The sequence below is a fragment of the Vibrio sp. D417a genome (genome assembly GCF_030248595.1).
In the GTDB taxonomy this organism is placed as follows: Bacteria; Pseudomonadota; Gammaproteobacteria; order Enterobacterales; family Vibrionaceae; genus Vibrio; species Vibrio alginolyticus.
Map to the genome: position 1 here is coordinate 23,192 of NZ_JAHGAM010000028.1, position 23,937 is coordinate 47,128.

Sequence of the window (23,937 nt, forward strand, 5' to 3'; positions counted from 1 at the left end):
TAGCCAAAGGTCTAAAGGTTGATTGGATAAACAAGCATGATTAAGACTGGCCATTAATCTTTTCTTCATTGAACTTGGGGATGCTGTGTAAGTATTGGTGGTGATCTTGTGGCTCTTAAAGAGAGAAGGCGTAGATAGTAAAGCTCACAAGTAATTTATTTACATAAAGTTTTCGCATCAAATCACCGTTTTAACGCACAATAAAGTAATATAACTGAGTCATTCTCGTACAACCTCGCATTTTGAGACGGTGTAAAGGGGAGGCAGATTAGGGCATTACCTCATTAACGAAGTAGCCTTGCTCATCACAATTAGTATCGTTTTTCATTAAGGGAGGGTGAGAATGGACGCAGACACCATTAACAGTTTTTTTCTAATAGGTGCGTTGTTAATCGCACTTAGCGTTCTTTTAAGCCCAGTGTCTTCTAAGTTGGGAATCCCAATTCTTTTGGTATTTTTAGCCGTTGGAATGCTGGCGGGGGAAGATGGCTTAGGCGGCATTTTATTCGATAACTTTTCCATCGCTTATTTGGTTAGTAACCTCGCATTAGCCATCATTTTGCTTGATGGTGGGATGAGAACGCGGGTCGCCAGCTTTAGGGTTGCGTTATGGCCCTCGGTCTCTTTGGCGACATTTGGCGTTGCGATCACCACCATTTTGACCGGGCTGATGGCAACGTGGTTATTCGACTTAGATTTATTGCAAGGCATATTGGTTGGTGCGATTGTTGGTTCCACCGATGCTGCCGCGGTTTTCTCTCTACTCAAAGGTCGTAGCCTGAACGAACGTGTTGGTTCAACGCTGGAAATTGAATCCGGCACCAATGACCCAATGGCGGTGTTTCTGACCGTAACTCTGATTGCTATTTTAGCGAACCCTGGCGCAGATTTAAGTGCGGGCTTTTTGGCGTTCAGTTTTCTTAAGCAGTTTGGTATTGGCGCGTTACTTGGCTTCGCTGGTGGCTGGATCTTATGGAAAGTTATCAATCGCAATCAATTACCAGATGGGCTGTATTCTATTTTAACGGTCAGTGGTGGCTTGCTTATTTTCGCTTTATCTAACACTTTGGGTGGCAGTGGTATTTTGTCGATTTACCTTGTTGGTCTTTTATTAGGTAACCGTCCAACACGCAGCCGCCACTCTATTCTTCATGTTTTAGATGGTATGACGTGGCTAGCTCAAATTGGTATGTTCTTGGTGCTTGGTTTGTTGGTTACACCATCCAATTTACTCTCTATTGCGTTGCCAGGTCTTGCGCTTGCTTTCGGGATGATTTTGTTTGCCCGACCAATCTCAGTTTGGATTGGTTTACTGCCATTCAAGAGTTTCACGCCACGTGAAAAGTGGTTTGTCTCTTGGGTAGGATTGCGTGGTGCTGTACCTATCATCCTCGCGGTATTTCCGATGATGGCAGGGTTGCCAGATGCTCAACTGTACTTCAATTTGGCATTCTTTGTAGTAATGGTGTCTTTGATAGTACAAGGGGGCACGTTGACTAAGGCGATGTCTCTTGCAAAGGTCGAGCTACCTTCTAAGCCTGAGCCAATTTCGCGTACGGGTGTAGAGATTTACCCGACCAGTGAGTGGGAGCTTTTTATCTATAGACTTAAAGCAGATAAATGGTGCATTGGTGAGCCATTACGTAGTCTTTCGATGCCGGAAGGAACGCGTATCGCCGCTGTATTTCGCAGTAAAGAGCTATTGCACCCATCCGGCAGTACGCGTCTTGAGGAAGATGATACCTTGTGTGTATTAGCTCAAGAAAAGGATTTAGATGCACTGAGCTTACTGTTTAGTGAAGCCCCAGAGAAAGCGTCGCTAGCGCGATTCTTCGGTGACTTCTTCCTCGATATTGAAGTGAAGCTTGCCGATATTGCCGTGATGTATGGTTTGAATCTGGGGGATGAACCGCTGGATAAAAGTTTGAGAAACCTTGTCGAAGAGCAATTAGGTAGCACGCCAGTATTGGGAGACCATTTCGAGTGGCAAGGTTTGCATTGGATCGTCGCTGATGTTGTTGATCAGCAGGTCACTAAAGTCGGTATCCGATTGCCAAACGAAAAAAGTAAGTCTGACGATAAGACGTCAATCTAGTCGCTCATTTCCGTCAGCATAATCACGGCTTGCGTGCGGTTCTTTACACCGAGCTTACGGAAAATCGCTGTCATGTGCGCTTTTATGGTGGCTTCTGAAACATTCAATTCGTAAGCGATTTGCTTGTTCAGCAAGCCATCGGACAACATTCCCAACACTTTATATTGCTGCGGTGTTAGCGCAGCAATCTTTTCCGCTAAGTCATTACATGCCGCGTTATTGGTGATCAACCCTTCAGGGAAGTATGGGTCGCCATTCAGCACTTGATTGAGCGCGTTCACTAATTCGCGCATGTCGCTGGACTTGGGAATAAAACCAAATGCACCATGGCTTTTCACTTGCGTCACGATCGCCGGCTCTTCACTCGCTGAAACGACGACGATAGGTAAATCTGGATGCTCTGCTCGCAAATGAATCAAGCCAGACATACCATTTGCTCCTGGCATTTTGAGATCCAATAGCACTAAATCTGGCTCTTCCTCTCGCTCCAACAAAGCCAGAAGTGCGTCGAGTGAGTCCGCTTCCAGCAAATTTGCACCACTAATAGCCATGTGGATAGATTGAAACAAGGCATTCCGGAAGAGTGGGTGATCATCTGCAATAATGATGGTGTAGGTCGAATCCATGACGTTAAACACTTTTGACTATTTCGTTAAATTTATTATTGTCCAGCTTTGAGAGAGTGGACAATATTTATTCGCTAAAAGTCTGAACCAAATCGACTTTTATTAGGAAAATTGCATATAAACGCAATGTTCTTATTCAAATCTGAGCAATAAAAAACGCCAGTGGACATCACTGGCGTTTGAATATCTGGTTATCAGAACTGCTTGATATGCTCTAAGAAAGGCTCGGCTTGCATAAAGCCCGTCAAACGAGCGTTTGAAACGTGTTCACCACTGGCATCCCAAAACTCAATTGTTGGTAAACCAAGCACACTCATGTGCTTCAGTAGTTTGATGTCTTGCACTTGGTTTTTGGTCACGTCCGCTTGCAGAAGAATGAAGTCTTGCAGTTTGGCTTCGACGCTTGGGTCATGGAAGGTGTACTTTTCAAACTCTTTACATGCTACACACCAATCGGCGTAGAAATCGAGCATGACGGGTTTACCTGCCGCTTTCGCAAGTGCCAGTTGTTCTTCAAGATCCGCCACGTTAGCAATGCGAGTAAAGCTAACAGTGGCTTGCTGAGTTTGTGTTGTGCTGTTGCCAAACCAGTAATTTAAGATAGGTTGTGCTGAGGCTAGCAAACCTAAGACGGCGATTATGCCCACGGCACTTTGTTTCCAGCCACCAAACTCTAGACTGTTTTTGATGTGGTATAGCCAACCAAAAGCAGCAATACCCAGTGCTGACCACAGAATCGTTGACCACATTTCTGGCATGATGCGTTCTAGTAAGAAGATAGGTGCGGCAAGCAGAATAAAGCCGAAGAGTGTTTTCACTCGGTCCATCCAACCACCTGCTTTTGGTAGCAGTTTGTTGCCGAAGACCGCAACAAGAATCAGCGGAATACCCATGCCCATCGCCAGCGCGTATAACGCGATACCACCGGTAAGCAAATCGCCGCTTTGTGCCACGTAAAGTAGCGCACCAGACAGAGGTGCCGTGGTACATGGTGAGCACACCAGTCCAGAAATCGCCCCCATGGCGAATACGCCTGCACTGCTGCCGCCTTGCTGTTTGTTGCTGAGGTTGTTTAACCACGTTTGAACGTTGCTTGGTAGCTGTAATGAGTACAGACCAAACATAGACAAAGCGAGTGCGATGAACAGTACGCTCAAGCCAATCAGCACATAAGGGTGTTGCATTGCCGCTTGGAACTGCATACCTGCAGATGCCACCACAAGGCCGAGTAGGGTGTAAGTCAGCGCCATGCCTTGTACATAGACAAACGACAAGCCTAGCGCACGGCGCTGACTCAGTTTGCCACTGCCAAGCACGATGCTGGTCAGAATTGGGTACATCGGCAGCACACAAGGTGTAAACGCCAAGCCCACACCAAGCGCCAAGAACAGAAGTGGTGTCCACCAGTTATCAGCAAGGTTGGCTGCAAGGCTATCTTGCTGTGTTACTGGCGCTGATGATGTGTCATCAGACGTAGATGATTGCGCCGCTGGTGGCGTTGCTGTTGGTGCCTGTTCTGCTTTTGATGCAGTTGTCGCCGTTGTTGAATCTGAGTTCGACGAAGTAAACGCGTTGATAGGAATCACGCGAGTTTCTGGCGGGTAACAGAAGCCTGCTTTCGCACAACCTTGGTATTGCACGACTACGCGAGCACCGTCTTGCCAATCATGCATTGGTACATTAACGAAGAGAGGTTGCGTATAGATATGCACGTCACCAAAGAATTCATCTTTATGCGGTGTGCCGTCTTCCATTTGCAGTTCGCCTAGCGATACTTTCTCACCAGCTACAGACAAGCGCTCTTGATATAGGTAGTACCCGTCACGTACCTGCCAATCGAGCATCAATTTGTCATCTTGCTGGTAGAAGTTAAATGGAAACGCCTGATCAACCGGAACAAAGCTGTCGCTGCTGCTACCAAAACTGTTGTTCTGGCTACTGTTAAACTGGTCTTTGCCAAATAAAGCTAAAGACGGAGTGGAAAAGGTAATGAGCCCTAAGAGTAAAACGGAAAGTAATGCGCGCATAAAAGAGTCAATTCATCTTAGATAATTGCCGTTAGTGTAACTCAATCAGACCCGGAGGCGAGTCAATAAGTTTCATGAAAATGAAGATTTATTGAGCATAAATCAAGACAACAGGGAATAAAAAAGGGAGCCGAAGCTCCCCGAGTAAGACTCTGTTTCTACTAGATCAGTAGACCACCGAATGCGAAGCCAAGTGCTACCGCAGAAGCGATGGTTACCACACCAGGTACAAAGAATGGGTGGTTGAATACGTACTTACCGATACGAGTTGAACCCGTGTCGTCCATCTCAACCGCTGCTAGAAGCGTTGGGTAAGTTGGCAGCACGAATAGCGCACTTACTGCTGCGAAAGATGCAACTGCGGTAAGTGGTGCCACACCGATTGCTAGTGCTGCTGGCATCAGCGCAACAGTAGTTGCACCTTGCGAGTAAAGCAGCATTGAAGCGAAGAATAGAACAAGTGCTAGCATCCATGGGTAGTCTGCCAGTAGCGCACCAGCCACTTCTTTGATGCCGTCAACGTGCGCGTTAACGAACGTAGAACCTAGCCATGCCACACCAAGAACACACACACACGCTGTCATACCAGAGCGGAATGTTGCTGCGGCTGGGATTTTGCCAGCATCGATTTTACAGCTCATTACGATAGCTGCCGCAGCTGCTAGCATTACCGTCATGATAGCTTCGTTACGACCTAGAGCAGGGTTCTCGATAAGGCCAACAGAGCCAGAAATTGCTGCTGCGTAACACACGACAAATGCGATTGCGCCTAGGAAGATGAATGTTGCTTTCTTCGCTGTTGGTAGGATTTCGCGTTTTGCTTCTGTATTTAGCTTGATTAAGCCTTTTTCTAGACGCTCTTGGTATTCAGCATCGTCTTTTAGCTCACAGCCCATGAAGTTCGCCACGAACGCACCGATCATGCACGCGATGAACGTCGTTGGAATACAGATTGCTAGTAGTGTTAGGTAGTCAACGCCAAATGGGTGCAGCATTGCCGCGAACGCTACAACAGCCGCTGAGATTGGTGATGCGGTGATAGCGATTTGCGATGCCACGACCGCGATAGACAGTGGACGAGAAGGGCGCACGCCTTGGCCTTTCGCTACTTCTGCAATCACTGGCAAAGTAGAGAATGCCGTGTGGCCAGTACCCGCCATTAATGTCATTAGGTAAGTTACGATAGGCGCATAAAAGGTGATGCGCTCAGGATGCTTGCGCAAAAAGTTTTCAGCAACTTGCACCATCCAGTCTAAACCACCAGCTACTTGCATTGCTGCGATAGCGGTGATTACAGACATGATGATCAAAATTACGTCAACGGGAATGTAAGCTTGGCTTGTTGGTACGCCCAAGATCAAAGACAACGCAATGACCCCAGCACCACCGGCAAAACCAATGCCGATACCACCGATTCTTGCCCCCAAATAGATGAAGAGCAGAACCACGAAGAGTTCGACCATGACCATATTGATACCTCTTTAGTTTTTTATTTGATTCTGATTTTTTGAACACTCAGGAACAGGAGTAAATGCTCAGAGAATGAGAACCTAGTGGTTTAGCGGCAATAAAAGCATATAAAAAATGTGGTTAACCGTATGAGAGCCTAAAAAAGGGGCCTGAGTGGCCCCCTTCGGATTCGTTATTACTCGTAACGTTTTGCTTTGTAAGTAGGATGCATGAAGTTTTCTACTGACAAGATTTCATCAAGCTCCTCTGCTGTAAGCAGACCGCGCTCTAGCACGACTTCACGAACACTCTTACCAGTTTCTGCACAAATCTTACCTACGATGTCACCTTCGTGGTGGCCGATGTATGGGTTTAGGTAAGTGACGATACCGATAGAGTTGTAAACGTAGTTTTCGCAAACTTCTTTGTTCACAGTGATGCCGTCGATACATTTATCACGTAGGTTCACACACGCGTTGTGTAGTAGAGAGATAGACTCAAACACACTTTGTGCGATCACAGGTTCCATAACGTTTAGCTGTAGCTGACCGCCTTCTGCTGCGAAAGAAACCGTGTTGTCGTTACCGAGAACTTTGAAGCAAACTTGGTTTACTACTTCTGGGATAACTGGGTTTACTTTAGCTGGCATGATTGAAGAGCCTGCTTGCATTTCAGGTAGGTTCAATTCATTTAGACCCGCACGAGGACCAGAAGAAAGTAGACGAAGGTCGTTACAGATCTTCGATAGTTTCACTGCTAGGCGTTTTAGCGCGCCGTGAGTCATTACGTATGCACCACAGTCAGACGTTGCTTCGATAAGGTCTTCTGCTGCAACAACGTCAAGGCCTGTTACTTCCGCTAGGTGTTTTACTGCAAGCGCTTGGTAGCCAGTTGGTGTATTTAGACCAGTACCGATTGCGGTTGCGCCTAGGTTGATTTCTAGGAGGAGTTTAGATGTGTAATCTAGAGCACGAATCTCTTCGTTTAGTGTTACCGCCCACGCATGGAACTCTTGACCTACTGTCATTGGTACTGCGTCTTGAAGCTGAGTACGGCCCATTTTCAGTACATCTTTAAACTCAACGGCTTTAAGTTCGAATGCGCCTTTTAGGTACTCAATTGCTTCCATTAGCTTGTGTACGCTGTTGTATACCGCAATACGGAAGCCTGTTGGGTACGCACAGTTGGTTGATTGGCTCTTGTTTACATGGTCATTTGGATTAACAAATTCGTATTGGCCTTTCTCTTTACCCATCAACTCAAGCGCAACGTTTGCGATCACTTCGTTCGTGTTCATGTTAACTGAAGTGCCTGCACCGCCTTGGAATACGTCTGATGGGAACTGATCCATACACTTGCCAGTTTCTAGGATCAAATCACACGCTTCGATGATGTAGTTTGCAACGTCTTTTGGAATAGCGCCAAGTTCTTTGTTTGCTAACGCTGCTGCTTTTTTGGTCATTACCATGCCGCGTACAAATTCTGGTACGTCAGAGATGGTCATATTGGAGATGTTGAAGTTCTCGATCGCACGTAGCGTATGAATACCGTAGTACGCATCTGCAGGGACATGACGTTGACCTAATAGATCTTCTTCAATACGAGTGGCTGGGTTTGCTGTTTTTGGAGCATCAGATAGGGTAGCCATAGCAGGATCCTTAGATGATAATTCTGATAATAAAGTTATTTATTAGCCATTTCTGCAATCTAGAATCCATTCATCAGAATTTTTGGCTGGAAAATCCGTCCTGACTTATGTGGCACATGATACTGCACCTAGCGCATAAAAATAGTAACTAGATCACCTTTTTCGTTTTTCATGAGTCAATAATTTGCAAAGTATGAACGGGTTATTAATAACCCTTTATGGGTACTCGATTTTCCTCGACAAACATGAGTTTTTAGAGTTCGAAATTAGCACTTTAAAAGCACGAAAAAATCGGTATGCAATTGAATGAAACGCGCTCCCGCTACTTTGTCTAAAAGAGAAGGAGACCAGTATGAACACGCTTTTTTACAACGATTCGTTTGAGCTTAGTCTGCTTTTACCATTACACTGAATTAAACAAAGGAGGGCGTGTGTTTCCTATCTTATTATTAGCGTTTATTTTTGTTCCGATCATTGAAATCGGCTTATTTATTCAGGTGGGCGGCTTTTTAGGTTTATGGCCGACCATTGCACTAGTCTTAATCACGGCATTTGTTGGTGCATCGTTGGTTCGTAGCCAAGGTATACAAACACTGATGTCAGTACAGGGGCGTCTTGAACAAGGTGAAATTCCAGCCCAGCAAATTTTTGAAGGCGTAATGCTAGCGGTGGCTGGCGTGCTACTGTTAACCCCGGGCTTTATGACCGATGCCCTTGGTATGTTGGTGTTGCTTCCTGCGCCACGCGCCGCGATAGCTAAATACTTGATGAGCAAAATGGTGGTGAAAACCATGCATGGCGGTGGCTTCCAAGGTGGTTTCTCTAACCAGGGGCCATTTGAGCAAGACCCGTTCCGTCGTGACCCATTTGATTCCCAGTCAGATAATGGCAAGACCTTCGAAGGGGAATACGAGCGTAAAGACGATGATGATCGCAACAAGCTCAACTGATTGAGTTAGACAGTAAAGAAAACAAAAGGGCGCACCAAGCGCCCTTTTCTGTATTTGGAATTCGTGCTGCTTACAATGCGCCTTCAAAGCCCATTTGACGCCATGCTTCAAAAGCAATGATCGCAACGGCATTCGAAAGGTTTAGGCTGCGTGCGTCCGGCATCATTGGAATGCGAATACGCTGCTCCATTGGCAAGCTATCGATGATTTCAGCAGGCAAACCACGAGTTTCTGGACCAAACATCAAAACATCACCCGTTTGGTATTGTGCATCAACGTGGTGACCTGTGGTTTTGGTGGTGCAGGCAAACAATCGGTAGTTACCTTGCTTCTCTTTCTCTAAATATTCTAAGAACGCTTGATAGTTTTTATGACGCGTTACGCGAGCTAAATCATGGTAATCCAAACCAGCGCGGCGGACTTTTTTCTCTTCAAGATCGAAACCCAGAGGTTCAATTAAGTGAAGGTTTGCACCGCAGTTGGCGCATAGTCGAATGATGTTGCCGGTGTTCGGCGCGATTTCTGGTTCGTATAAAGCGATATCAAACATGGTATTGAAATAGAGTTGGTCAAAGAGAAGGGCAGTATATACCCAAGTCACCGAGAGATGCGAGATTCAGCAAAATTGACCTGGGTATGAAAGCAGGCATTAGCGCGGATGTTAATACCGTAAGTAGTGATGCTTTTTATAAGAGAGCGTGAGCATAGTTTTCTTCAACTGCTCGCCAGTTGACGACGTTCCACCACGCATCAATATATTCTGGGCGACGGTTTTGGTAACTGATGTAATACGCGTGCTCCCACACGTCTAATGCGAGGATTGGTTCACCGCGCACATCCACTACGTCCATCAGAGGGTTATCTTGATTGCTGGTGGACGTAATGTGAATCTCACCATCTTTTACGATCAGCCATGCAAAGCCAGACCCAAAGGTATTGATGGCTGCTTGGGCAAACGCCTCTTTAAATTGCGCAAAGCTACCAAATTTATCGTTAATTGCTTGAGCAAGCGCGCCTTGAGGCTCTCCGCCACCGTTTGGTGACATGCAATTCCAATAAATGATGTGGTTGTAATAGCCGCCACCATTATTACGTACTGCTGGACTGAGCTTAGAGATATTGTCAAAGATCTCGTCTAATGACTGAGTTTCGAGCTCACTCCCTTCAACGGCATTTACAAACTTATCAAAGTACGTCTTGTGGTGTTTGCTGTAATGCACTTCCATGGTTTTCGCGTCGATGTACGGCTCTAGTGAATCGTACGGGTAAGGCAGAGCGGGAAATGTATGTGACATAGTAAATCCTCCTTAATTGGAAAATTCACTTTAATGCTAACGATAATTATTATCAACTTTGATCTTTGTAAGGGTATTCTAAGAAGCCTCACCAATTTCTAAAGTGAGGGTGGGGCTGTGAATCACTCACTCTAGAAATATGGTGCGAATTATTGTTAGTTCATCAAATTGAGACTAACAATTGATCGGTAAGGTGATACTCATACGCAATCCGCCTAAAGGACTTCGGCTGGCTGCGATCGTGCCACTGTGCTGGCGAATGGCACTTTCGGTAATGGTTAGGCCGAGACCTGTGCCGCCAGAGTGGCGATCGCGTGCCGTGGAAACGCGATAGAACGGGCGAAAAATCGCGGCCAGTTCCTCTTCTGGTACACCTTCTCCATTATCGTCAACCGTGATACGAAGCGTATCGTCATCGGCTTTGATGTCGATTTGTACCTCATCTTTTCCGTAGTAAATGGCGTTACGAACGATATTTTCCACCGCACTCATCAGCAGTTTAGGGTTACCGGAAATATTGCGCTTAGGTAATTCTGAATAGTGTAGCTGTTTGCCCATTTGCTCTGCTTCAAACTGCGCATCTTTAATGATTTCTTCCCATAAACTTTCTAGTGGCTGTGTTTCGCGAGTCATATGACTGTTCGCCTGCATGCGAGAAAGCTCTAATAGTTCGCTGATCATCTGTTCCAAGCGCTGCGCTTCGGTATCGATACGAGTCAGTTCTGGGCTTTCGCCTTGTTTACGCGTCGCTAATGCGCTTGCCATGCGCAGACGAGTTAAAGGTGAGCGCAGCTCGTGAGAGATATCGGATAGCAAACGTTGTTGTCCTGAAATCATTTGATTAACCGCTTCGACCATCTGGTTGAAGCTGCTGCCTGCTTGACGAAATTCCGCCGTACCTTTTTCTAAATTTGGGTCTGTGACAAATTCACCTTTCGCCACACGTTGAGCAGCGGCTTCAAGACGACGTGCAGGCTGACTCAAAGCCCAAGCAAGCCATAACAGCAATGGTGTACTAACCAGCATGACCGCAAGCAAGAGCTGGAATGGGTGATCAAACAGACGCAGGAGTAGAGGTGGTGGCTCATTCCACTTGAAGCCCACGTACATCAAGATATCGGAACCTGCCAAAGTGATAGGAATTGGGCCCGCAATCATGTATCGACCATACAGCTTCTGCTTTGGATTATTGTAATCTTCGATACTGGTGACAAAGTTTTGCATGGCACGCAATTGAAAATTGCTGCGTTTTTCTGTCGTAAGAACATTACCGCTGTAGTCAGAAAAAAAGACTCGTGGGCGAGGGTCGTGCTTGCCGTGGCGGTTGCCCTCGATACGAAAAAGTATGCGGCCTAAATCAGTTTGCTGGCTGTATTTTTGTTGGATTGAGTCACGCGTTTCTACCATACGTTTGTAGTGTTCTTCTGGAATATCGCGAGCTTTGCGTGGGTCCAAATGTGGCAGTGATAGCACGGCTATCAATACTAATAACATGGTGAACCAAAAAATGGCAAAGATGCGTCCATACAGGCTATTGATGTTTGGCAGTTTGATGCGTGATAGGTGCATTAATCCTCCTCAAGCAGCATGTAGCCACGACCACGCAGGGTTTTAATTCGCGGCTTGCCATTGCTTTGATCTGGTAATTTTTTACGTAAGTTCGAGACATGCATATCGATAGCGCGATCAAAAGCAGCGAGTCGTTTACCAAGCACATCTAAGCTCAGTGTCTCTTTGGTCAGCACTTGTCCTGGGTTTTGTACGAAGTGGGTGAGTAGCGCAAACTCGGTTGCCGTGAGGTCGAGTAGCTGTTGCTCACAATACGCTTCTTGCTTACCGGGATAGAGGCGGATTTCTTGATACTCAATGCAATCGCTGTTTTTGGTATTTTTTTGTGTGCTGCTAGTGCGGCGTAAAATCGCACGGATACGCGCCAACAGCTCTCGGTCACTAAAAGGTTTTGGTAAATAATCATCCGCGCCCAGTTCCAAGCCGATCACGCGATCAATTTCTTCCCCTTTAGCGGTCAGCATCAAGACGGGAGTTTCCCAATTTTCACGTAAGCGTTTCAGCGTTTCCATGCCATTGAGTTTTGGCATCATGACATCCAACAAAATCAAATCAATCTTATCATTGATCGCGGCTAAGCCGGCTTCACCGTCATTTGCTTCGCTGACGTCAAACCCTTCGAAACTGAGTACTTCTTTTAATAAGCTGGTTAGCTCGATATCGTCATCGATTAAAAGAATGTTTGCCATGGGGGCACCTATAGTAAGTTACCGATAGCCTAATATTACATTGGAATGATGCGCAACGAAGAGGAGAAAAATCACTCTTTACGATTCTTTACGCTCCCTATACGTCGCTTTACCTAGTGGGTCGTATTCTATACTCAAGCGCTGTGAGAACAGCTCAGAAGAACCACTCACCTGTGTAAGGAATCGTATTATGAAGTCTGCAAAAAAACTTGTGTTAGCTGCTGTTGTTCTACCTCTTACTCTTGGCGCCGCAAGCGCATTCGCTTACGGTGGTAAAAACCATCATAAAGGTCCTCGTGACGAATGCGGCATGGGTATGGACCGAGGTGTCATGCGTCAACTAGACCTGACTGATGCACAAAAAGATCAGCTAAAAGAAATGCGTGAAGCAAACAAAGCAGAAATGAAAGCAAAATTCGCTGATGGCAAAGAAGCACGTATGGCTGAGCGTCAAGCGCATCACGCAAAAGTGCAATCGCTTTTGCTGGCGGATAATTTTGATGAAGCTCAAGCTACCGAGTTAGCAAAAGAGATGGTTGAGCGCCAAACGGAACGTCGCGTGCAAATGCTAGAAAGAAAGCACCAAATGCTTAGCGTATTAACACCTGAGCAGAAAGCGAAATTTGTTGAGCTACAAAATGAACGTATGCAAGAGTGTGGCGACAGAATGCACAAGCGCATGGAAAAGTCGCGCAATAATTAAGTCATGAATTGATGTTATATAAAGAGGCAGCCATTGGTTGCCTCTTTTTGATCTGGTTATTTCATGGTCATTCAATATACTCAACGTATGGTTTTAGTTAACTCTTTGATTATGAAACAGCAATACGCACGTTTAGTTACGACCGCCGCTTGGACTGCAACCATTGTGGCGACGCTTCTTCTGATAGTAAAAGTCATCACGTGGTGGGTAACCGGTTCAGTGAGCTTATTGGCGTCATTGATTGACTCCATGTTAGATATCGCGGCTTCGGTTGTGAATCTTGTAGTGGTTCGTTACGCCTTACAACCTGCAGACCGCGAACATACGTTTGGACATGGTAAAGCTGAGTCCTTAGCGGCCCTAGCCCAAGCAATGTTTATTTCGGGCTCGGCAGTATTTTTGATTCTTAACGGGATTGACCGATTTTTCCGCCCGCATGCTTTACACGCACCGGAGTTAGGTGTGTATGTATCGCTGTTTGCGATTGTGGTCACACTTGGCTTGGTGATGTTCCAAAAACATGTGGTTCGCGTGACGGGGAGCCAAGCAATAGCGGCGGATTCTCTGCATTATCAGACTGACTTGTATATGAATGCTGCGATCATGGTGGCTCTGGGGCTCAGTTATTTTGGAGTGACTCAAGCGGATGCTGTGTTTGCGATTGGTATTGGTGTCTTCATTCTTTATAGCGCTTTCAAAATGGTCAGCGAAGCGATTCAAACCTTACTTGATAGAAAGTTGCCCGATGAAGAGCTTGAGCAAATTAACCAAGCTTGTTTGAGCGTAAAAGGGGTATTGGGTGTGCATCAGTTACGCACGCGAATGTCAGGACCGACGCGCTTTATACAGTTGCATTTAGAGCTAGACGATAACTTACGATTAATTGAGGCGCATTACATCGCTGATAAAGTGGAAGATAATTTATTGGCTCTGTTTCCTGATGCGGATGTATTGATCCATCAAGATCCATTGTCTGTCGTTTTCGGACCTGAGAAAGAGCAGAAAGCGCAAGATTGGTAGGCTTGAAAAATCCATCAGTGCCCGACGACAAACAGGTACTTATTGACTATCTTTCCATCAATACTTATTAAGATTCGTGATCCTGATATGAATCAACAAAGTTTCATAGAGAAACTGTAATACTCTTACATAAGTAGAAAAGTTACATAAAAAAGTGTGTTTTCATTGGTAATCCTGTAGAGGAAATGTAACATAACGCACAGTTCTGGATTATGCAGGTTGCTTGGTAACAAGGGGCCTAAAAGAAAATTAAATAATTGATTGCCAAAGATCGAGGGTGAGCATGATTAAGAAGATCGGTGTTTTAACAAGTGGCGGTGACGCACCTGGTATGAACGCTGCGATACGCGGCGTAGTACGTACAGCACTATCCGAAGGATTGGAAGTATTCGGTGTGTACGACGGCTACCTAGGCCTATACGAAGGCCGCATCGAGAAGCTAGATCGTTCTAGCGTTTCAGATGTGATCAACAAAGGTGGTACGTTCCTAGGTTCTGCGCGTTTCCCTGAATTTAAACAAGTGGAAGTTCGTGAAAAAGCGATTGAGAACCTGAAAAAACATGGTATCGATGCACTAGTGGTAATCGGTGGTGATGGTTCGTACATGGGTGCGAAGAAACTGACTGAAATGGGTTACCCATGTATCGGTCTTCCGGGCACAATCGACAACGATATCGCAGGTACGGATTACACTGTGGGCTACCTAAGTGCACTAAACACCGTTATCGATGCAATCGACCGTCTACGTGATACTTCTTCATCTCACCAACGCATTTCAATTGTAGAAATCATGGGCCGTCACTGTGGTGATTTGACTCTGATGTCTGCAATTGCGGGCGGTTGTGAATACATCATCACTCCGGAAACTGGTCTAGACAAAGACAAGCTGATCAGCAACATCCAAGATGGTATCGCTAAAGGTAAGAAACACGCGATCATCGCGCTTACTGAGCTAATGATGGATGCTAATGAACTAGCACGTGACATCGAAGCCGCGACAGGTCGTGAAACTCGTGCAACAGTACTTGGTCACATCCAACGTGGTGGGCGTCCAACTGCATTTGACCGCGTACTAGCATCTCGTATGGGTAACTACGCTGTTCACCTATTGATCGAAGGTCATGGTGGTCGTTGTGTAGGTATCGTGAAAGAGCAACTTGTTCACCACGATATCATCGACGCAATCGAAAACATGAAGCGTCCAGTACGCAACGATCTATACAAAGTTGCTGAAGAACTGTTCTAAGTAAGCTTGAAATAGATAAACAAAACCGCGGCTTTCCGCGGTTTTTTTTGTATTTGAGAATCAACAAAAAAGAAACTAGCGATAGACGAGTGCTAAGACACGCTGCTCTGCTCTATGAGCGTTAATTTTCGCTCGCGCAGCGCAAACAAGTAGCCCAGTAGCCCACCCAACGTATTTCCAACCGCGATACCGATAAACAAGCCTTCAATGCTGTAGATTTGGCTCCCGATCCACGCCGATGGCAAGGTAAAAATGAACAGCCGCATAAAGCTCCACTGGAATGCACGCAATGGCTTGTGCATCGCATTCAAACCACTGACTAACATCATTACGATGCCTTGGAAGCCATAACTAAATGGCACCACCAGTAAATAATGCCAAAGCAGGTTTTTCACCGCATCTTCCTGAGAAAATAGCGCAGCCAGAGGAATGCTCAGCGGTACCATCATCAAGAAGATAAACCCTTGGAATACCACTGCAAAACGCATGCTAATAAATAAACCGGAAAAGGCTCGTTGCGGTTGTTTGGCTCCTAAATTTTGTGCCATAAACGGTGTGAGGGCAGAGGTCAGCGACATCAATACTAAAATCAATATAGACTCAATACGCTGCGCTGCGCCGTAAGCAGCAACCGCCGCTGTACCATGGTTGGATAACAGCATCATCAGAATGGCACCGGACAACGGATTCATCGCGTTTGATAGCGCAGCAGGGGTACCAATTTTTAGTGTCTGTTGCCAGTCTTGTTTCAGCAAAGCCCATTGGGGTTGAGCAAGCAATTTTTCCCGTTTAATTAGCACATAGAATGAGCCACACAAAGCACCTAACCAGCTAAAGGCACTTGCTATGGCTGCGCCTTGAATGCCAAGTTCCGGAAAAGGGCCATAACCGAAAATCAACAATGGATCGAGCATGCCATTAATCAAACCAGCCAACATCATGACTTTTGCTGGTGTTTTTGTGTCGCCAGTAGCTCGGATAGCACTGTTGCCCGCCATTGGGATCACTAGCAGAGGAATGGTGAGATACCAGACCTGCATATATTGCTCAATAAGAGGGATGAGATCATCAGACGCACCAAGAAAACGAAACAATGGCGCAATGGTGGTAAAGCCAATAGAAGACGCGATAGCCACAAGTAACACGGCTAACAACAAACCGTGGGTGGTGAACCGAGCAGCTTGTGGTGCATGACCTTGCCCAAGCAAGCGACCAATATTGGTCGATAGTCCCATCCCAATCCCCATCGTAATGCAGTTAACCGCAAAGGTTACAGGGAAGGTATAGCTGATAGCTGCTAGCGCTTGAGTGCCAAGCAACGAGATAAAAAACGTGTCCACCAAGTTAAACATCAAAATTGCGATCATGCCCATGGTCATGGGTACGGTCATTTTCCGCAGCGTTTCAGGAATGGGTGCGGTCAACAAACCATGCTTATCGGTCGCTTGGGGTTCCAGCTTGTTATTTTCCTGCATGTGTGACAACTATCTGGTGAGCAAACTGCAAGGATACAAGAAAGCGAGATGCCGAGCGAGTGAGCATTTCTAACGCAAACCGTTGCCTAGTTGTTCGTTATTTTAACTAAGTCACAAAAATTTTGTGCCACCCCCTTGGGATCGCTGCTTCGACCCCTTATATAGGGATCACGTGTCTGGGGCTACAGTCCCTAAGGACAATTATCAAATAAACATGGAAATTTTCAGGAGAGACGACCGATGAACATTCGTCCATTACATGACCGAGTTATCGTTGAACGTAAAGAAGTTGAATCTAAGTCTGCTGGTGGCATCGTTCTGACTGGTTCTGCTGCAGAAAAATCGACTCGCGGTGTTGTTCTAGCTGTGGGTAAAGGCCGCATCCTAGAAAACGGCACCGTACTGCCACTAGACGTTAAAGTCGGTGATACCGTTATCTTCGCTGAAGGTTACGGTACAAAAACTGAAAAAATCGACGGTAAAGAAGTGCTTGTCATGTCTGAAAACGACATCATGGCGATCGTTGAATAATAGCAATCATTGAGTAATTTTTTGCTCAGATTCAATTACGAAATTACACACAAAGAATTTTAGAAAGGAAATCAAAGATGGCTGCTAAAGACGTTAAATTTGGTAATGACGCACGAGTTAAAATGCTGGAAGGTGTAAACGTTCTGGCTGACGCAGTAAAAGTAACACTGGGTCCTAAAGGACGTAATGTCGTTCTAGACAAATCTTTTGGTGCACCAACTATCACTAAAGATGGTGTATCAGTAGCGCGTGAAATCGAGCTGGAAGATAAATTCCAGAACATGGGCGCACAAATGGTTAAAGAAGTTGCGTCTAAAGCAAACGACGCAGCGGGTGACGGTACAACAACAGCAACGGTACTAGCGCAATCTATCGTTAACGAAGGTCTAAAAGCAGTCGCAGCGGGCATGAACCCAATGGATCTTAAGCGTGGTATCGACAAAGCTGTTGCCGCGGCAGTTGAGCAACTAAAAGAGCTTTCTGTTGAATGTAACGACACAAAAGCGATCGCGCAGGTTGGTACTATCTCTGCAAACTCAGACGCAAGCGTAGGTAATATCATTGCAGAAGCAATGGAGCGTGTGGGTCGTGATGGCGTTATCACGGTTGAAGAAGGTCAGGCGCTACAAGACGAGTTAGACGTAGTAGAAGGTATGCAGTTCGACCGCGGTTACCTGTCTCCTTACTTCATCAACAACCAAGAATCAGGCAGTGTTGATCTAGAAAACCCATTCATTCTTCTAGTAGACAAGAAGATCTCAAACATTCGTGAGCTTCTTCCAACGCTAGAAGCTGTCGCGAAAGCATCTCGTCCACTGCTTATCATTGCAGAAGATGTAGAAGGCGAAGCGCTAGCAACATTGGTTGTGAACAACATGCGTGGCATCGTAAAAGTTGCAGCTGTGAAAGCACCTGGCTTTGGTGACCGCCGTAAAGCAATGCTACAAGACATCGCTATCCTAACTGGCGGTACTGTGATTTCTGAAGAGATCGGTCTAGAGCTAGAAAAAGTTGCACTAGAAGATCTAGGTCAAGCGAAGCGTGTTTCTATCACGAAGGAAAACACGACTATCATCGATGGTATCGGTGAAGAAGAGATGATCTCTGGCCGTGTTGCTCAGATTCGTCAACAAATCGAAGACGCAACTTCAGACTACGACAAAGAGAAACTACAAGAGCGCGTAGCTAAACTGGCTGGCGGTGTTGCAGTAATCAAAGTCGGTGCAGCGACTGAAGTTGAAATGAAAGAGAAGAAAGACCGTGTAGAAGATGCGCTAGCCGCAACTCGCGCAGCGGTTGAAGAAGGTGTTGTTGCTGGTGGTGGTGTTGCACTTATCCGCGCGGCATCTAAGATTGCTCACCTAACGGGTGACAACGAAGAACAAAACGTTGGTATCCGCGTTGCACTACGTGCAATGGAAGCGCCAATCCGTCAAATCACGAAGAACGCAGGTGAGGAAGACTCAGTTGTTGCGAACAACGTGAAAGCGGGTGAAGGTAGCTACGGCTACAACGCGGCAACAGGAGAATACGGCGACATGCTAGAAATGGGTATCCTAGATCCAACTAAAGTTACTCGTTCTGCACTACAATTCGCAGCATCGGTTGCAGGTCTGATGATCACAACTGAAGCGATGGTTACTGACCTACCGCAAAAAGACGCGCCAGCGATGCCTGACATGGGTGGCATGGGCGGTATGGGCGGCATGATGTAAGCCAGCTTATCTCATCGCTCTAAGGAAGCCCTTATAGCGGAAAGATAACCGACCAAACCTTTAAAAGTCGAGGCAGATGCCTCGACTTTTTTATGCGTGCCACCTGAGAAACATGACGTCCTGGTGTGGCTTATCATGAAATTTTTGAGCGTAACAAGCGCCATTTCAGAAGCAAAAAATCGAAGAGAAATATTTTTTCTTTTGAGTCAGATGGTTAAATCTGACCTATTGCTAACACTTTTTGAACGGGGACAGAGCAAAATCTGAACATTACACTATGTTGTAAATTGTTGCTTCCCATCATGGAGATGAAAATGAAAAAGCTTATGACGTCATTGGCGGTTGCAGCCGCTATCGCATCACCTGTTGCTTTAGCCGACAGTACACCTGTGATGTTCTCTACTATCGATAACACAAACGCACCCTCTAATTCCTCAGTAGGTGGCGTTCGTTTAGCTGTGTTGCATGGGCAGGTAAATGAGGTTAAAGGTGTCGACTTTTCACTGCTTGGTATGTCAGAAACGGATCGTACGACAGGTGTGAACTTTGGTCTGTTTTTTGGTGCAGCAAAAGTAAATCAAGAAATGAAAGGCGCGTCTTTAGGCTTAGTTAACTGGAACCAAGGTCAGACGACGGGTGTTAACTTGGGTGCTGTTAACATTACGAACAACGTAAAAGGCTTGAACTGGAGCGCGGTGAACTATTCTGAAGGCTACACCATGGCGGATGTGGGCTTAGCGAGTATCTCTAAGAAGTCTAATTTCCAGTTTGGTTTCTTCAACATGACCGATCAAATCGATGGCGTGCAAATTGGTCTTTTGAACTGTGCGGATAACGGTTTCTTCAAGTGTTTCCCACTCATCAACTTTGCTAAGTAATCCCTGAGAAAGTCAGAATCTTTATATACAGAAAGCCCTCGATGTTTGTCGAGGGCTCTTTAATTACTGATGAGATGAAGCGAGTTTCTCGGAGCGTTAACTATTTAATTAATCGTGATGAAGTTTTGCGTTGTTGAATTCTTTGATGAACACCGCGGCGTAATGCTTTGATGTGGTTTTCTGCTTTATCCACACCTAACAACACGGTTAGTGTCAGGAGAGTAATAACCACCGACTGCGTTAAATAACCCAAACCTATCATCAAACCTAAACCTGCTAGCACCCATATTACAGCTGCGGATGTTACGCCATGGATTTTTCCATCAAGTGTCATCATAACGCCAGCGCCTAAGAAGCCGACGCCAGTAATGATCTGACCAAGCACTCGTGCTTGATCAAGTGTATTTGGCGATAACGACACTGCCATCGACATAAACAGGTAGGTGCCTGAAATAATTAATATTGCTGTGCGAATGCCAACCGGTTTACCACGAGTTTGGCGCTCTATACCGATCATGAGCCCATTAATGGCGCAGCATAGTAGGGCAGGCCAACTGAATGGGCCAAGATCGAAAATTTGTTCGAATGCTGTATGCATCTTGACCTCCAAAAGTGCGGAGTATGCATAGACTTACCGTGCAAAGCGAACAAAAATAATCAATCTAGACGACAAATTTAATTGAGTGTCAGAGCTTATTCTAAATGCAAATCCAACGGCGTTTTACTTGGCCTGCCACCAACTTCTCGTGTGAGTTTTGGTACCAGATAACCCGATACACGCGTGATGAGTCCGCGCATAATAGCTTTCGCTTCTTCGTCCGAAATAAAGTAGTGCGCTGCGCCTTGCACCTTATCAAGAACGTGGAGGTAATAAGGCAAGATACCCGCGTCAAATAAGGCCTCACTTAACGCCACTTGAGCTTCTACCGAATCATTCACGCCTTTCAGCAGAACGCCTTGGTTTAGAAGCGTAACGCCCGCTCTTTTGAGCTGGAACATCTGTTCAGCAAATTCGTCATTGATTTCGTTGGCATGGTTGATGTGAGTGACGAGGATGATTTGTAACCTTGATGCTTGCAGAAGTTGGCATAGTTCATCAGTGACTCGAGCTGGAATCACCACAGGTAAACGGCTATGAATACGCAGACGTTTGATGTGAGGAATGTGAGCAATGTGCTCTAAAAGCCAATGAATCTCATCGTCTTTTGCCATTAATGGATCACCACCTGAGAAGATGACTTCGTTCAACTCTGGTTGTTGTGCCATGTACTCTAAGCACTTGGTCCAGGCTTGTTTCCCGCTTTTGTTCTCTTGATAAGGGAAGTGACGACGAAAGCAGTAACGGCAATTTACCGCGCAGCCACCTTTGACAATCATCAGGGCGCGGTTGCGATACTTGTGTAGCAGGCCAGGGACTTCATTGTCCTGCTCTTCCAATGGATCATTGGAGTAACCCGGATGCACCTCAAATTCGTCGCTCAGTGGTAAAACCTGACGTAAAAGAGGGTCTTTAGGGTTGCCTTTCTCCATCCTATCGACAAAACTTTGCGGTACACGCTGTGCAAACAGCTTGCGCGCGGCAAACCCGTCTTGCCACGGTGAAGGATCAATTTCCAGTATTTCGAGCAATTTTGCAGGATCAGAGATCCCATTCGCCAACTGTTTGAGCCAGTTTTGCTCAACAGATTCGACTTTTCGGGTTATTATGTGCGGCATTGAATTTAGCTCTAAGAATGTAAGAGGAAAAAATGGCTACAGTTAGCACCAATGAATTTAAAGGCGGTCTTAAGTTAATGCTTGATAACGAGCCTTGTGTAATTCTGGAAAACGAATACGTTAAACCAGGTAAAGGCCAAGCGTTCAACCGTGTTAAAATTCGTAAACTTCTTTCTGGTAAAGTGCTAGAGAAAACATTCAAGTCTGGTGACACTTGTGAAGTGGCAGACGTAATGGATATCGACCTAGATTATCTATATTCAGACGGCGAATTCTACCACTTTATGAACAGTGAAACGTTTGAACAGATCGCAGCGGATGCAAAAGCGGTAGGTGAAAACGCTAAGTGGTTGGTAGAAAACAACACTTGTATGATCACTCTTTGGAATGGTAACCCAATTACTGTTACTCCACCAAACTTCGTTGAGCTAGAAGTTGTAGACACAGACCCAGGCCTGAAAGGTGATACTCAAGGTACTGGCGGTAAACCAGCGACGCTATCAACTGGCGCTGTTGTTCGTGTTCCTCTGTTCATCTCAATTGGTGAAGTGATTCGCGTAGATACTCGTACTGCTGAATACGTAGGTCGTGTGAAGTAAGCACTTTATATGATTGTTAGAAAGGTCGCTTCGGCGGCCTTTTTTATTGCCTGTGATTCTTCTCTTTTAATCCCTCTGCGTAAAACATCGATATCCTCCGCAAATTTTTGATGATTTTGTATTATTCGTAAAAATCTTATTTATTCCATGAATCTGTCGATTATTCCTTAATGTAACATTTTGATACATTAGTACTTGTTGCTGAGTTGCATAGCAATCTGATTTTTATCGATTTAGCTCAGTAACAATCCAAAAAGGAGAACAAAATGGAAAGCAGAGGTTTAGGAAGGGGTTTAAAGGTGGAAGAAAGACGTCAGTTACTACATAAAGGATTAAAAGCAGCCGTATTTGGCGTACCGCTGTTGGCAATAGGCTTAACGATTAATAGCTCGGTGCTGATGACCGATGCGGGTTACAGCTACGTGCATCAGAATAATATTACTGGTGAGTTGGATGTGTTTACTGAACCTGGCATTCATTTTCGTATGCCATTTCTGTCCAAAATCACCAAGTATGACCAAGTCATCACCGTGTCATTCGGTAACAGCAAGGGCGAAGATTTTTATCAACGCCTTGATGCGATTCAGGTTCGATTTGCCGACACCTATATTGGTCAGATCCCCGTAACATTCCGCTTTAAGCTCAGTAATGATCCTGAAGCGGTGAAGAAGATGCACAAAGAGTTCCGCAACAACAGTAACTTGATCGATGCGCTGCTTGTAAAGAACGCACGTAACGTAACGGTGATTACCGCGACCCAATACACGGGTGAAGAGTTTTTCCAAGGTGGTTTGAACCAGTTCAAATCGAAACTTGGCGATCAGTTACGAGAGGGGATTTATCTGACAGAGCGACGTCAGGTTGAAGTGGAAGAGTTGGATCTTGCGCCTGTTGGGGCGAATCAAGCCAATCCGAACCAATTACAGCGCACCAATCAACTGGTATGGAAAACTGTGCCAGTCGTAGACAAAACCGGGCAACCAATTCGTCAAGACAATCCGTTACAACAATACGGTATTCAAGTGACGCAGGTGACCATTGGTGACCCGCAGCCAGAAAAGCAATTAGATCAGTTATTGGCAGATAAAAAGCGTCTAGTGGCGGATCGTATTCGCGCGATTCAGGAACAAGAAACGTCGAAAGCACAGGCAGAGACCGAGCAGTTACGCAAAGAGATTCAACGAACACGTGAGGTGCAAGACGCTCAGCGTGGTAAAGAACTCGCAATTATTGCTCAGCAAAAAGAAGTGGAAGTTGCACGTCAGATTGCAGAGCGTGAAATCGTTGAAGTGGAAAAAACCAAACGACTTGCTGAAGTCGAGAAGGAGAAAGAGCTAGCTATCGCAGAGGCTAACTTAGCGATTCAAAAAGCGAACGCACTTTCTGCTGAGTTTGAAGCGAAAGCGATATTAGCGAAAGGTCGCGCAGAATCTGAAGTCCTTAAAGGTAAGTATGCGGCGTTAGGAGCAAACCGTGAAGTTTACTTGGCAGAATTGAATCGAGACGTAGCGAACTCGCTGTACAACAATTTGCAAAACTTCCAAGTTCAGATGCCACAAAATTACATTGGTGGAAGTGACGAAACGGGCTTGAAAACAAACCTAGATGTGATTACTGGCTTTGGTGCTCTGGGTCTTATGGACCAGACAAAGAAGGTCGCACAGCAATAAGATCATGGGTGGTCAAAAGCTTAAAAAGCAAAAATA

At 45.7% G+C, this 23,937-nt stretch carries 21 protein-coding genes; 10 read left to right on the forward strand and 11 right to left on the reverse strand.

What is annotated here, in order from left to right; genetic code table 11:
* Positions 1–343: 343 nt before the first annotated feature.
* The gene (locus KI742_RS20720) at positions 344–2,095 is read left to right on the forward strand and encodes a potassium/proton antiporter (RefSeq protein WP_005382374.1); all 1,752 of its coding nucleotides are present in this window, start codon (positions 344–346) and stop codon (positions 2,093–2,095) included.
* Here KI742_RS20720 and KI742_RS20725 read toward each other — a convergent pair.
* The 4 genes from KI742_RS20725 to aspA all read right to left on the reverse strand — a co-directional run bounded on the left by KI742_RS20725 (position 2,092) and on the right by aspA (position 7,845).
* Positions 2,092–2,721, reverse strand: a complete 630-nt coding sequence (locus KI742_RS20725) for a response regulator transcription factor (RefSeq protein WP_005382375.1) — start codon at positions 2,719–2,721, stop codon at positions 2,092–2,094. The two genes, KI742_RS20720 and KI742_RS20725, sit on opposite strands and share 4 nt — an antisense overlap.
* Positions 2,722–2,915: 194 nt before the next feature.
* Positions 2,916–4,748, reverse strand: coding sequence for a protein-disulfide reductase DsbD (locus KI742_RS20730; RefSeq protein WP_285386207.1), 1,833 nt, complete (start codon positions 4,746–4,748; stop codon positions 2,916–2,918).
* A 161-nt stretch (positions 4,749–4,909) separates the two neighbouring features.
* On the reverse strand, positions 4,910–6,217 hold the full coding sequence (locus tag KI742_RS20735) for an anaerobic C4-dicarboxylate transporter (protein WP_005382378.1): 1,308 nt from the start codon (positions 6,215–6,217) through the stop codon (positions 4,910–4,912).
* 176 nt (positions 6,218–6,393) lie between these two features.
* Complete coding sequence (aspA, locus tag KI742_RS20740; RefSeq protein ID WP_005382379.1) at positions 6,394–7,845, reverse strand: aspartate ammonia-lyase; 1,452 nt, start codon at positions 7,843–7,845, stop codon at positions 6,394–6,396.
* 431 nt (positions 7,846–8,276) lie between these two features.
* Here aspA and KI742_RS20745 point away from each other — a divergent pair, with 431 nt between their 5' ends.
* Positions 8,277–8,795 (forward strand): FxsA family protein, encoded by a 519-nt coding sequence (locus KI742_RS20745; RefSeq protein WP_005386383.1) that lies wholly within the window; start codon positions 8,277–8,279, stop codon positions 8,793–8,795.
* A gap of 70 nt (positions 8,796–8,865) precedes the next feature.
* On the opposite strand, the gene trmL is transcribed toward KI742_RS20745, so the two are convergent.
* From trmL to KI742_RS20765, 4 genes are all read right to left on the reverse strand, one after another.
* Entirely contained in the window at positions 8,866–9,345 is a 480-nt protein-coding gene (trmL, locus tag KI742_RS20750) for a tRNA (uridine(34)/cytosine(34)/5-carboxymethylaminomethyluridine(34)-2'-O)-methyltransferase TrmL (RefSeq protein WP_025768811.1), read from the reverse strand.
* Positions 9,346–9,481: 136 nt separating this feature from the next.
* Positions 9,482–10,090, reverse strand: a complete 609-nt coding sequence (locus tag KI742_RS20755; protein WP_005382382.1) for a superoxide dismutase — start codon at positions 10,088–10,090, stop codon at positions 9,482–9,484.
* A gap of 174 nt (positions 10,091–10,264) precedes the next feature.
* The gene (gene cpxA / locus KI742_RS20760) at positions 10,265–11,659 is read right to left on the reverse strand and encodes an envelope stress sensor histidine kinase CpxA (protein ID WP_054579327.1); all 1,395 of its coding nucleotides are present in this window, start codon (positions 11,657–11,659) and stop codon (positions 10,265–10,267) included.
* On the reverse strand, positions 11,659–12,348 hold the full coding sequence (locus KI742_RS20765) for a response regulator (protein ID WP_005382384.1): 690 nt from the start codon (positions 12,346–12,348) through the stop codon (positions 11,659–11,661). The genes cpxA and KI742_RS20765 overlap by 1 nt, the downstream gene beginning before the upstream one ends.
* Positions 12,349–12,538: 190 nt before the next feature.
* Between KI742_RS20765 and KI742_RS20770 the strand changes: the two genes are divergently transcribed.
* The 3 genes from KI742_RS20770 (at position 12,539) to pfkA (ending at position 15,317) form a co-directional block, all read left to right on the forward strand.
* The gene (locus KI742_RS20770; RefSeq protein ID WP_047104268.1) at positions 12,539–13,051 is read left to right on the forward strand and encodes a CpxP family protein; all 513 of its coding nucleotides are present in this window, start codon (positions 12,539–12,541) and stop codon (positions 13,049–13,051) included.
* Between the two features lie 111 nt (positions 13,052–13,162).
* Positions 13,163–14,071: a CDF family cation-efflux transporter FieF gene (gene fieF / locus KI742_RS20775; protein WP_025768809.1), complete on the forward strand. Its 909-nt coding sequence runs from the start codon at positions 13,163–13,165 to the stop codon at positions 14,069–14,071.
* A gap of 283 nt (positions 14,072–14,354) precedes the next feature.
* Complete coding sequence (gene pfkA, locus KI742_RS20780) at positions 14,355–15,317, forward strand: 6-phosphofructokinase (protein WP_005381521.1); 963 nt, start codon at positions 14,355–14,357, stop codon at positions 15,315–15,317.
* A 92-nt stretch (positions 15,318–15,409) separates the two neighbouring features.
* Here the strand turns inward: pfkA and KI742_RS20785 are convergent, their stop codons facing one another.
* On the reverse strand, positions 15,410–16,792 hold the full coding sequence (locus tag KI742_RS20785) for an MATE family efflux transporter (protein WP_017821828.1): 1,383 nt from the start codon (positions 16,790–16,792) through the stop codon (positions 15,410–15,412).
* 240 nt (positions 16,793–17,032) lie between these two features.
* Between KI742_RS20785 and KI742_RS20790 the strand changes: the two genes are divergently transcribed.
* The 3 genes from KI742_RS20790 (at position 17,033) to KI742_RS20800 (ending at position 19,916) form a co-directional block, all read left to right on the forward strand.
* Positions 17,033–17,323: a co-chaperone GroES gene (locus KI742_RS20790; protein WP_005381516.1), complete on the forward strand. Its 291-nt coding sequence runs from the start codon at positions 17,033–17,035 to the stop codon at positions 17,321–17,323.
* A gap of 77 nt (positions 17,324–17,400) precedes the next feature.
* Positions 17,401–19,038 (forward strand): chaperonin GroEL, encoded by a 1,638-nt coding sequence (gene groL / locus KI742_RS20795; protein ID WP_042523711.1) that lies wholly within the window; start codon positions 17,401–17,403, stop codon positions 19,036–19,038.
* A 314-nt stretch (positions 19,039–19,352) separates the two neighbouring features.
* Positions 19,353–19,916 carry a VC2662 family protein gene (locus tag KI742_RS20800; RefSeq protein ID WP_005395435.1) on the forward strand — a complete coding sequence of 188 codons (564 nt, stop codon included), beginning with the start codon at positions 19,353–19,355 and terminating at the stop codon, positions 19,914–19,916.
* 100 nt (positions 19,917–20,016) lie between these two features.
* Here the strand turns inward: KI742_RS20800 and KI742_RS20805 are convergent, their stop codons facing one another.
* Together KI742_RS20805 and epmB are read right to left on the reverse strand one after the other, a co-directional pair.
* The gene (locus KI742_RS20805) at positions 20,017–20,514 is read right to left on the reverse strand and encodes an MgtC/SapB family protein (RefSeq protein WP_005381504.1); all 498 of its coding nucleotides are present in this window, start codon (positions 20,512–20,514) and stop codon (positions 20,017–20,019) included.
* Positions 20,515–20,609: 95 nt separating this feature from the next.
* Positions 20,610–21,632, reverse strand: coding sequence for an EF-P beta-lysylation protein EpmB (epmB, locus tag KI742_RS20810; RefSeq protein WP_285386203.1), 1,023 nt, complete (start codon positions 21,630–21,632; stop codon positions 20,610–20,612).
* A gap of 32 nt (positions 21,633–21,664) precedes the next feature.
* Here epmB and efp point away from each other — a divergent pair, with 32 nt between their 5' ends.
* Both efp and KI742_RS20820 read left to right on the forward strand, forming a co-directional pair.
* Positions 21,665–22,231 carry an elongation factor P gene (gene efp, locus KI742_RS20815; RefSeq protein WP_005381500.1) on the forward strand — a complete coding sequence of 189 codons (567 nt, stop codon included), beginning with the start codon at positions 21,665–21,667 and terminating at the stop codon, positions 22,229–22,231.
* Positions 22,232–22,497: 266 nt separating this feature from the next.
* Positions 22,498–23,901 carry an SPFH domain-containing protein gene (locus KI742_RS20820; protein ID WP_005386397.1) on the forward strand — a complete coding sequence of 468 codons (1,404 nt, stop codon included), beginning with the start codon at positions 22,498–22,500 and terminating at the stop codon, positions 23,899–23,901.
* Positions 23,902–23,937: the final 36 nt, after the last annotated feature.

What these genes read in the sequence shown, in the direction of transcription:
- KI742_RS20800 (WP_005395435.1), top strand. Translation starts at nt 19,353, where the DNA reads ATGAAAAAGCTTATGACGTCATTGGCGGTTGCAGCCGCTATCGCATCA.
- KI742_RS20725 (WP_005382375.1), bottom strand. Translation starts at nt 2,721, where the DNA reads ATGGATTCGACCTACACCATCATTATTGCAGATGATCACCCACTCTTC.
- cpxA (WP_054579327.1), bottom strand. Translation starts at nt 11,659, where the DNA reads ATGCACCTATCACGCATCAAACTGCCAAACATCAATAGCCTGTATGGA.
- aspA (WP_005382379.1), bottom strand. Translation starts at nt 7,845, where the DNA reads ATGGCTACCCTATCTGATGCTCCAAAAACAGCAAACCCAGCCACTCGT.
- fieF (WP_025768809.1), top strand. Translation starts at nt 13,163, where the DNA reads ATGAAACAGCAATACGCACGTTTAGTTACGACCGCCGCTTGGACTGCA.
- efp (WP_005381500.1), top strand. Translation starts at nt 21,665, where the DNA reads ATGGCTACAGTTAGCACCAATGAATTTAAAGGCGGTCTTAAGTTAATG.
- KI742_RS20790 (WP_005381516.1), top strand. Translation starts at nt 17,033, where the DNA reads ATGAACATTCGTCCATTACATGACCGAGTTATCGTTGAACGTAAAGAA.
- KI742_RS20770 (WP_047104268.1), top strand. Translation starts at nt 12,539, where the DNA reads ATGAAGTCTGCAAAAAAACTTGTGTTAGCTGCTGTTGTTCTACCTCTT.
- trmL (WP_025768811.1), bottom strand. Translation starts at nt 9,345, where the DNA reads ATGTTTGATATCGCTTTATACGAACCAGAAATCGCGCCGAACACCGGC.
- pfkA (WP_005381521.1), top strand. Translation starts at nt 14,355, where the DNA reads ATGATTAAGAAGATCGGTGTTTTAACAAGTGGCGGTGACGCACCTGGT.
- KI742_RS20805 (WP_005381504.1), bottom strand. Translation starts at nt 20,514, where the DNA reads ATGCATACAGCATTCGAACAAATTTTCGATCTTGGCCCATTCAGTTGG.
- groL (WP_042523711.1), top strand. Translation starts at nt 17,401, where the DNA reads ATGGCTGCTAAAGACGTTAAATTTGGTAATGACGCACGAGTTAAAATG.
- KI742_RS20785 (WP_017821828.1), bottom strand. Translation starts at nt 16,792, where the DNA reads ATGCAGGAAAATAACAAGCTGGAACCCCAAGCGACCGATAAGCATGGT.
- KI742_RS20720 (WP_005382374.1), top strand. Translation starts at nt 344, where the DNA reads ATGGACGCAGACACCATTAACAGTTTTTTTCTAATAGGTGCGTTGTTA.
- KI742_RS20765 (WP_005382384.1), bottom strand. Translation starts at nt 12,348, where the DNA reads ATGGCAAACATTCTTTTAATCGATGACGATATCGAGCTAACCAGCTTA.
- KI742_RS20755 (WP_005382382.1), bottom strand. Translation starts at nt 10,090, where the DNA reads ATGTCACATACATTTCCCGCTCTGCCTTACCCGTACGATTCACTAGAG.
- KI742_RS20730 (WP_285386207.1), bottom strand. Translation starts at nt 4,748, where the DNA reads ATGCGCGCATTACTTTCCGTTTTACTCTTAGGGCTCATTACCTTTTCC.
- epmB (WP_285386203.1), bottom strand. Translation starts at nt 21,632, where the DNA reads ATGCCGCACATAATAACCCGAAAAGTCGAATCTGTTGAGCAAAACTGG.
- KI742_RS20820 (WP_005386397.1), top strand. Translation starts at nt 22,498, where the DNA reads ATGGAAAGCAGAGGTTTAGGAAGGGGTTTAAAGGTGGAAGAAAGACGT.
- KI742_RS20735 (WP_005382378.1), bottom strand. Translation starts at nt 6,217, where the DNA reads ATGGTCATGGTCGAACTCTTCGTGGTTCTGCTCTTCATCTATTTGGGG.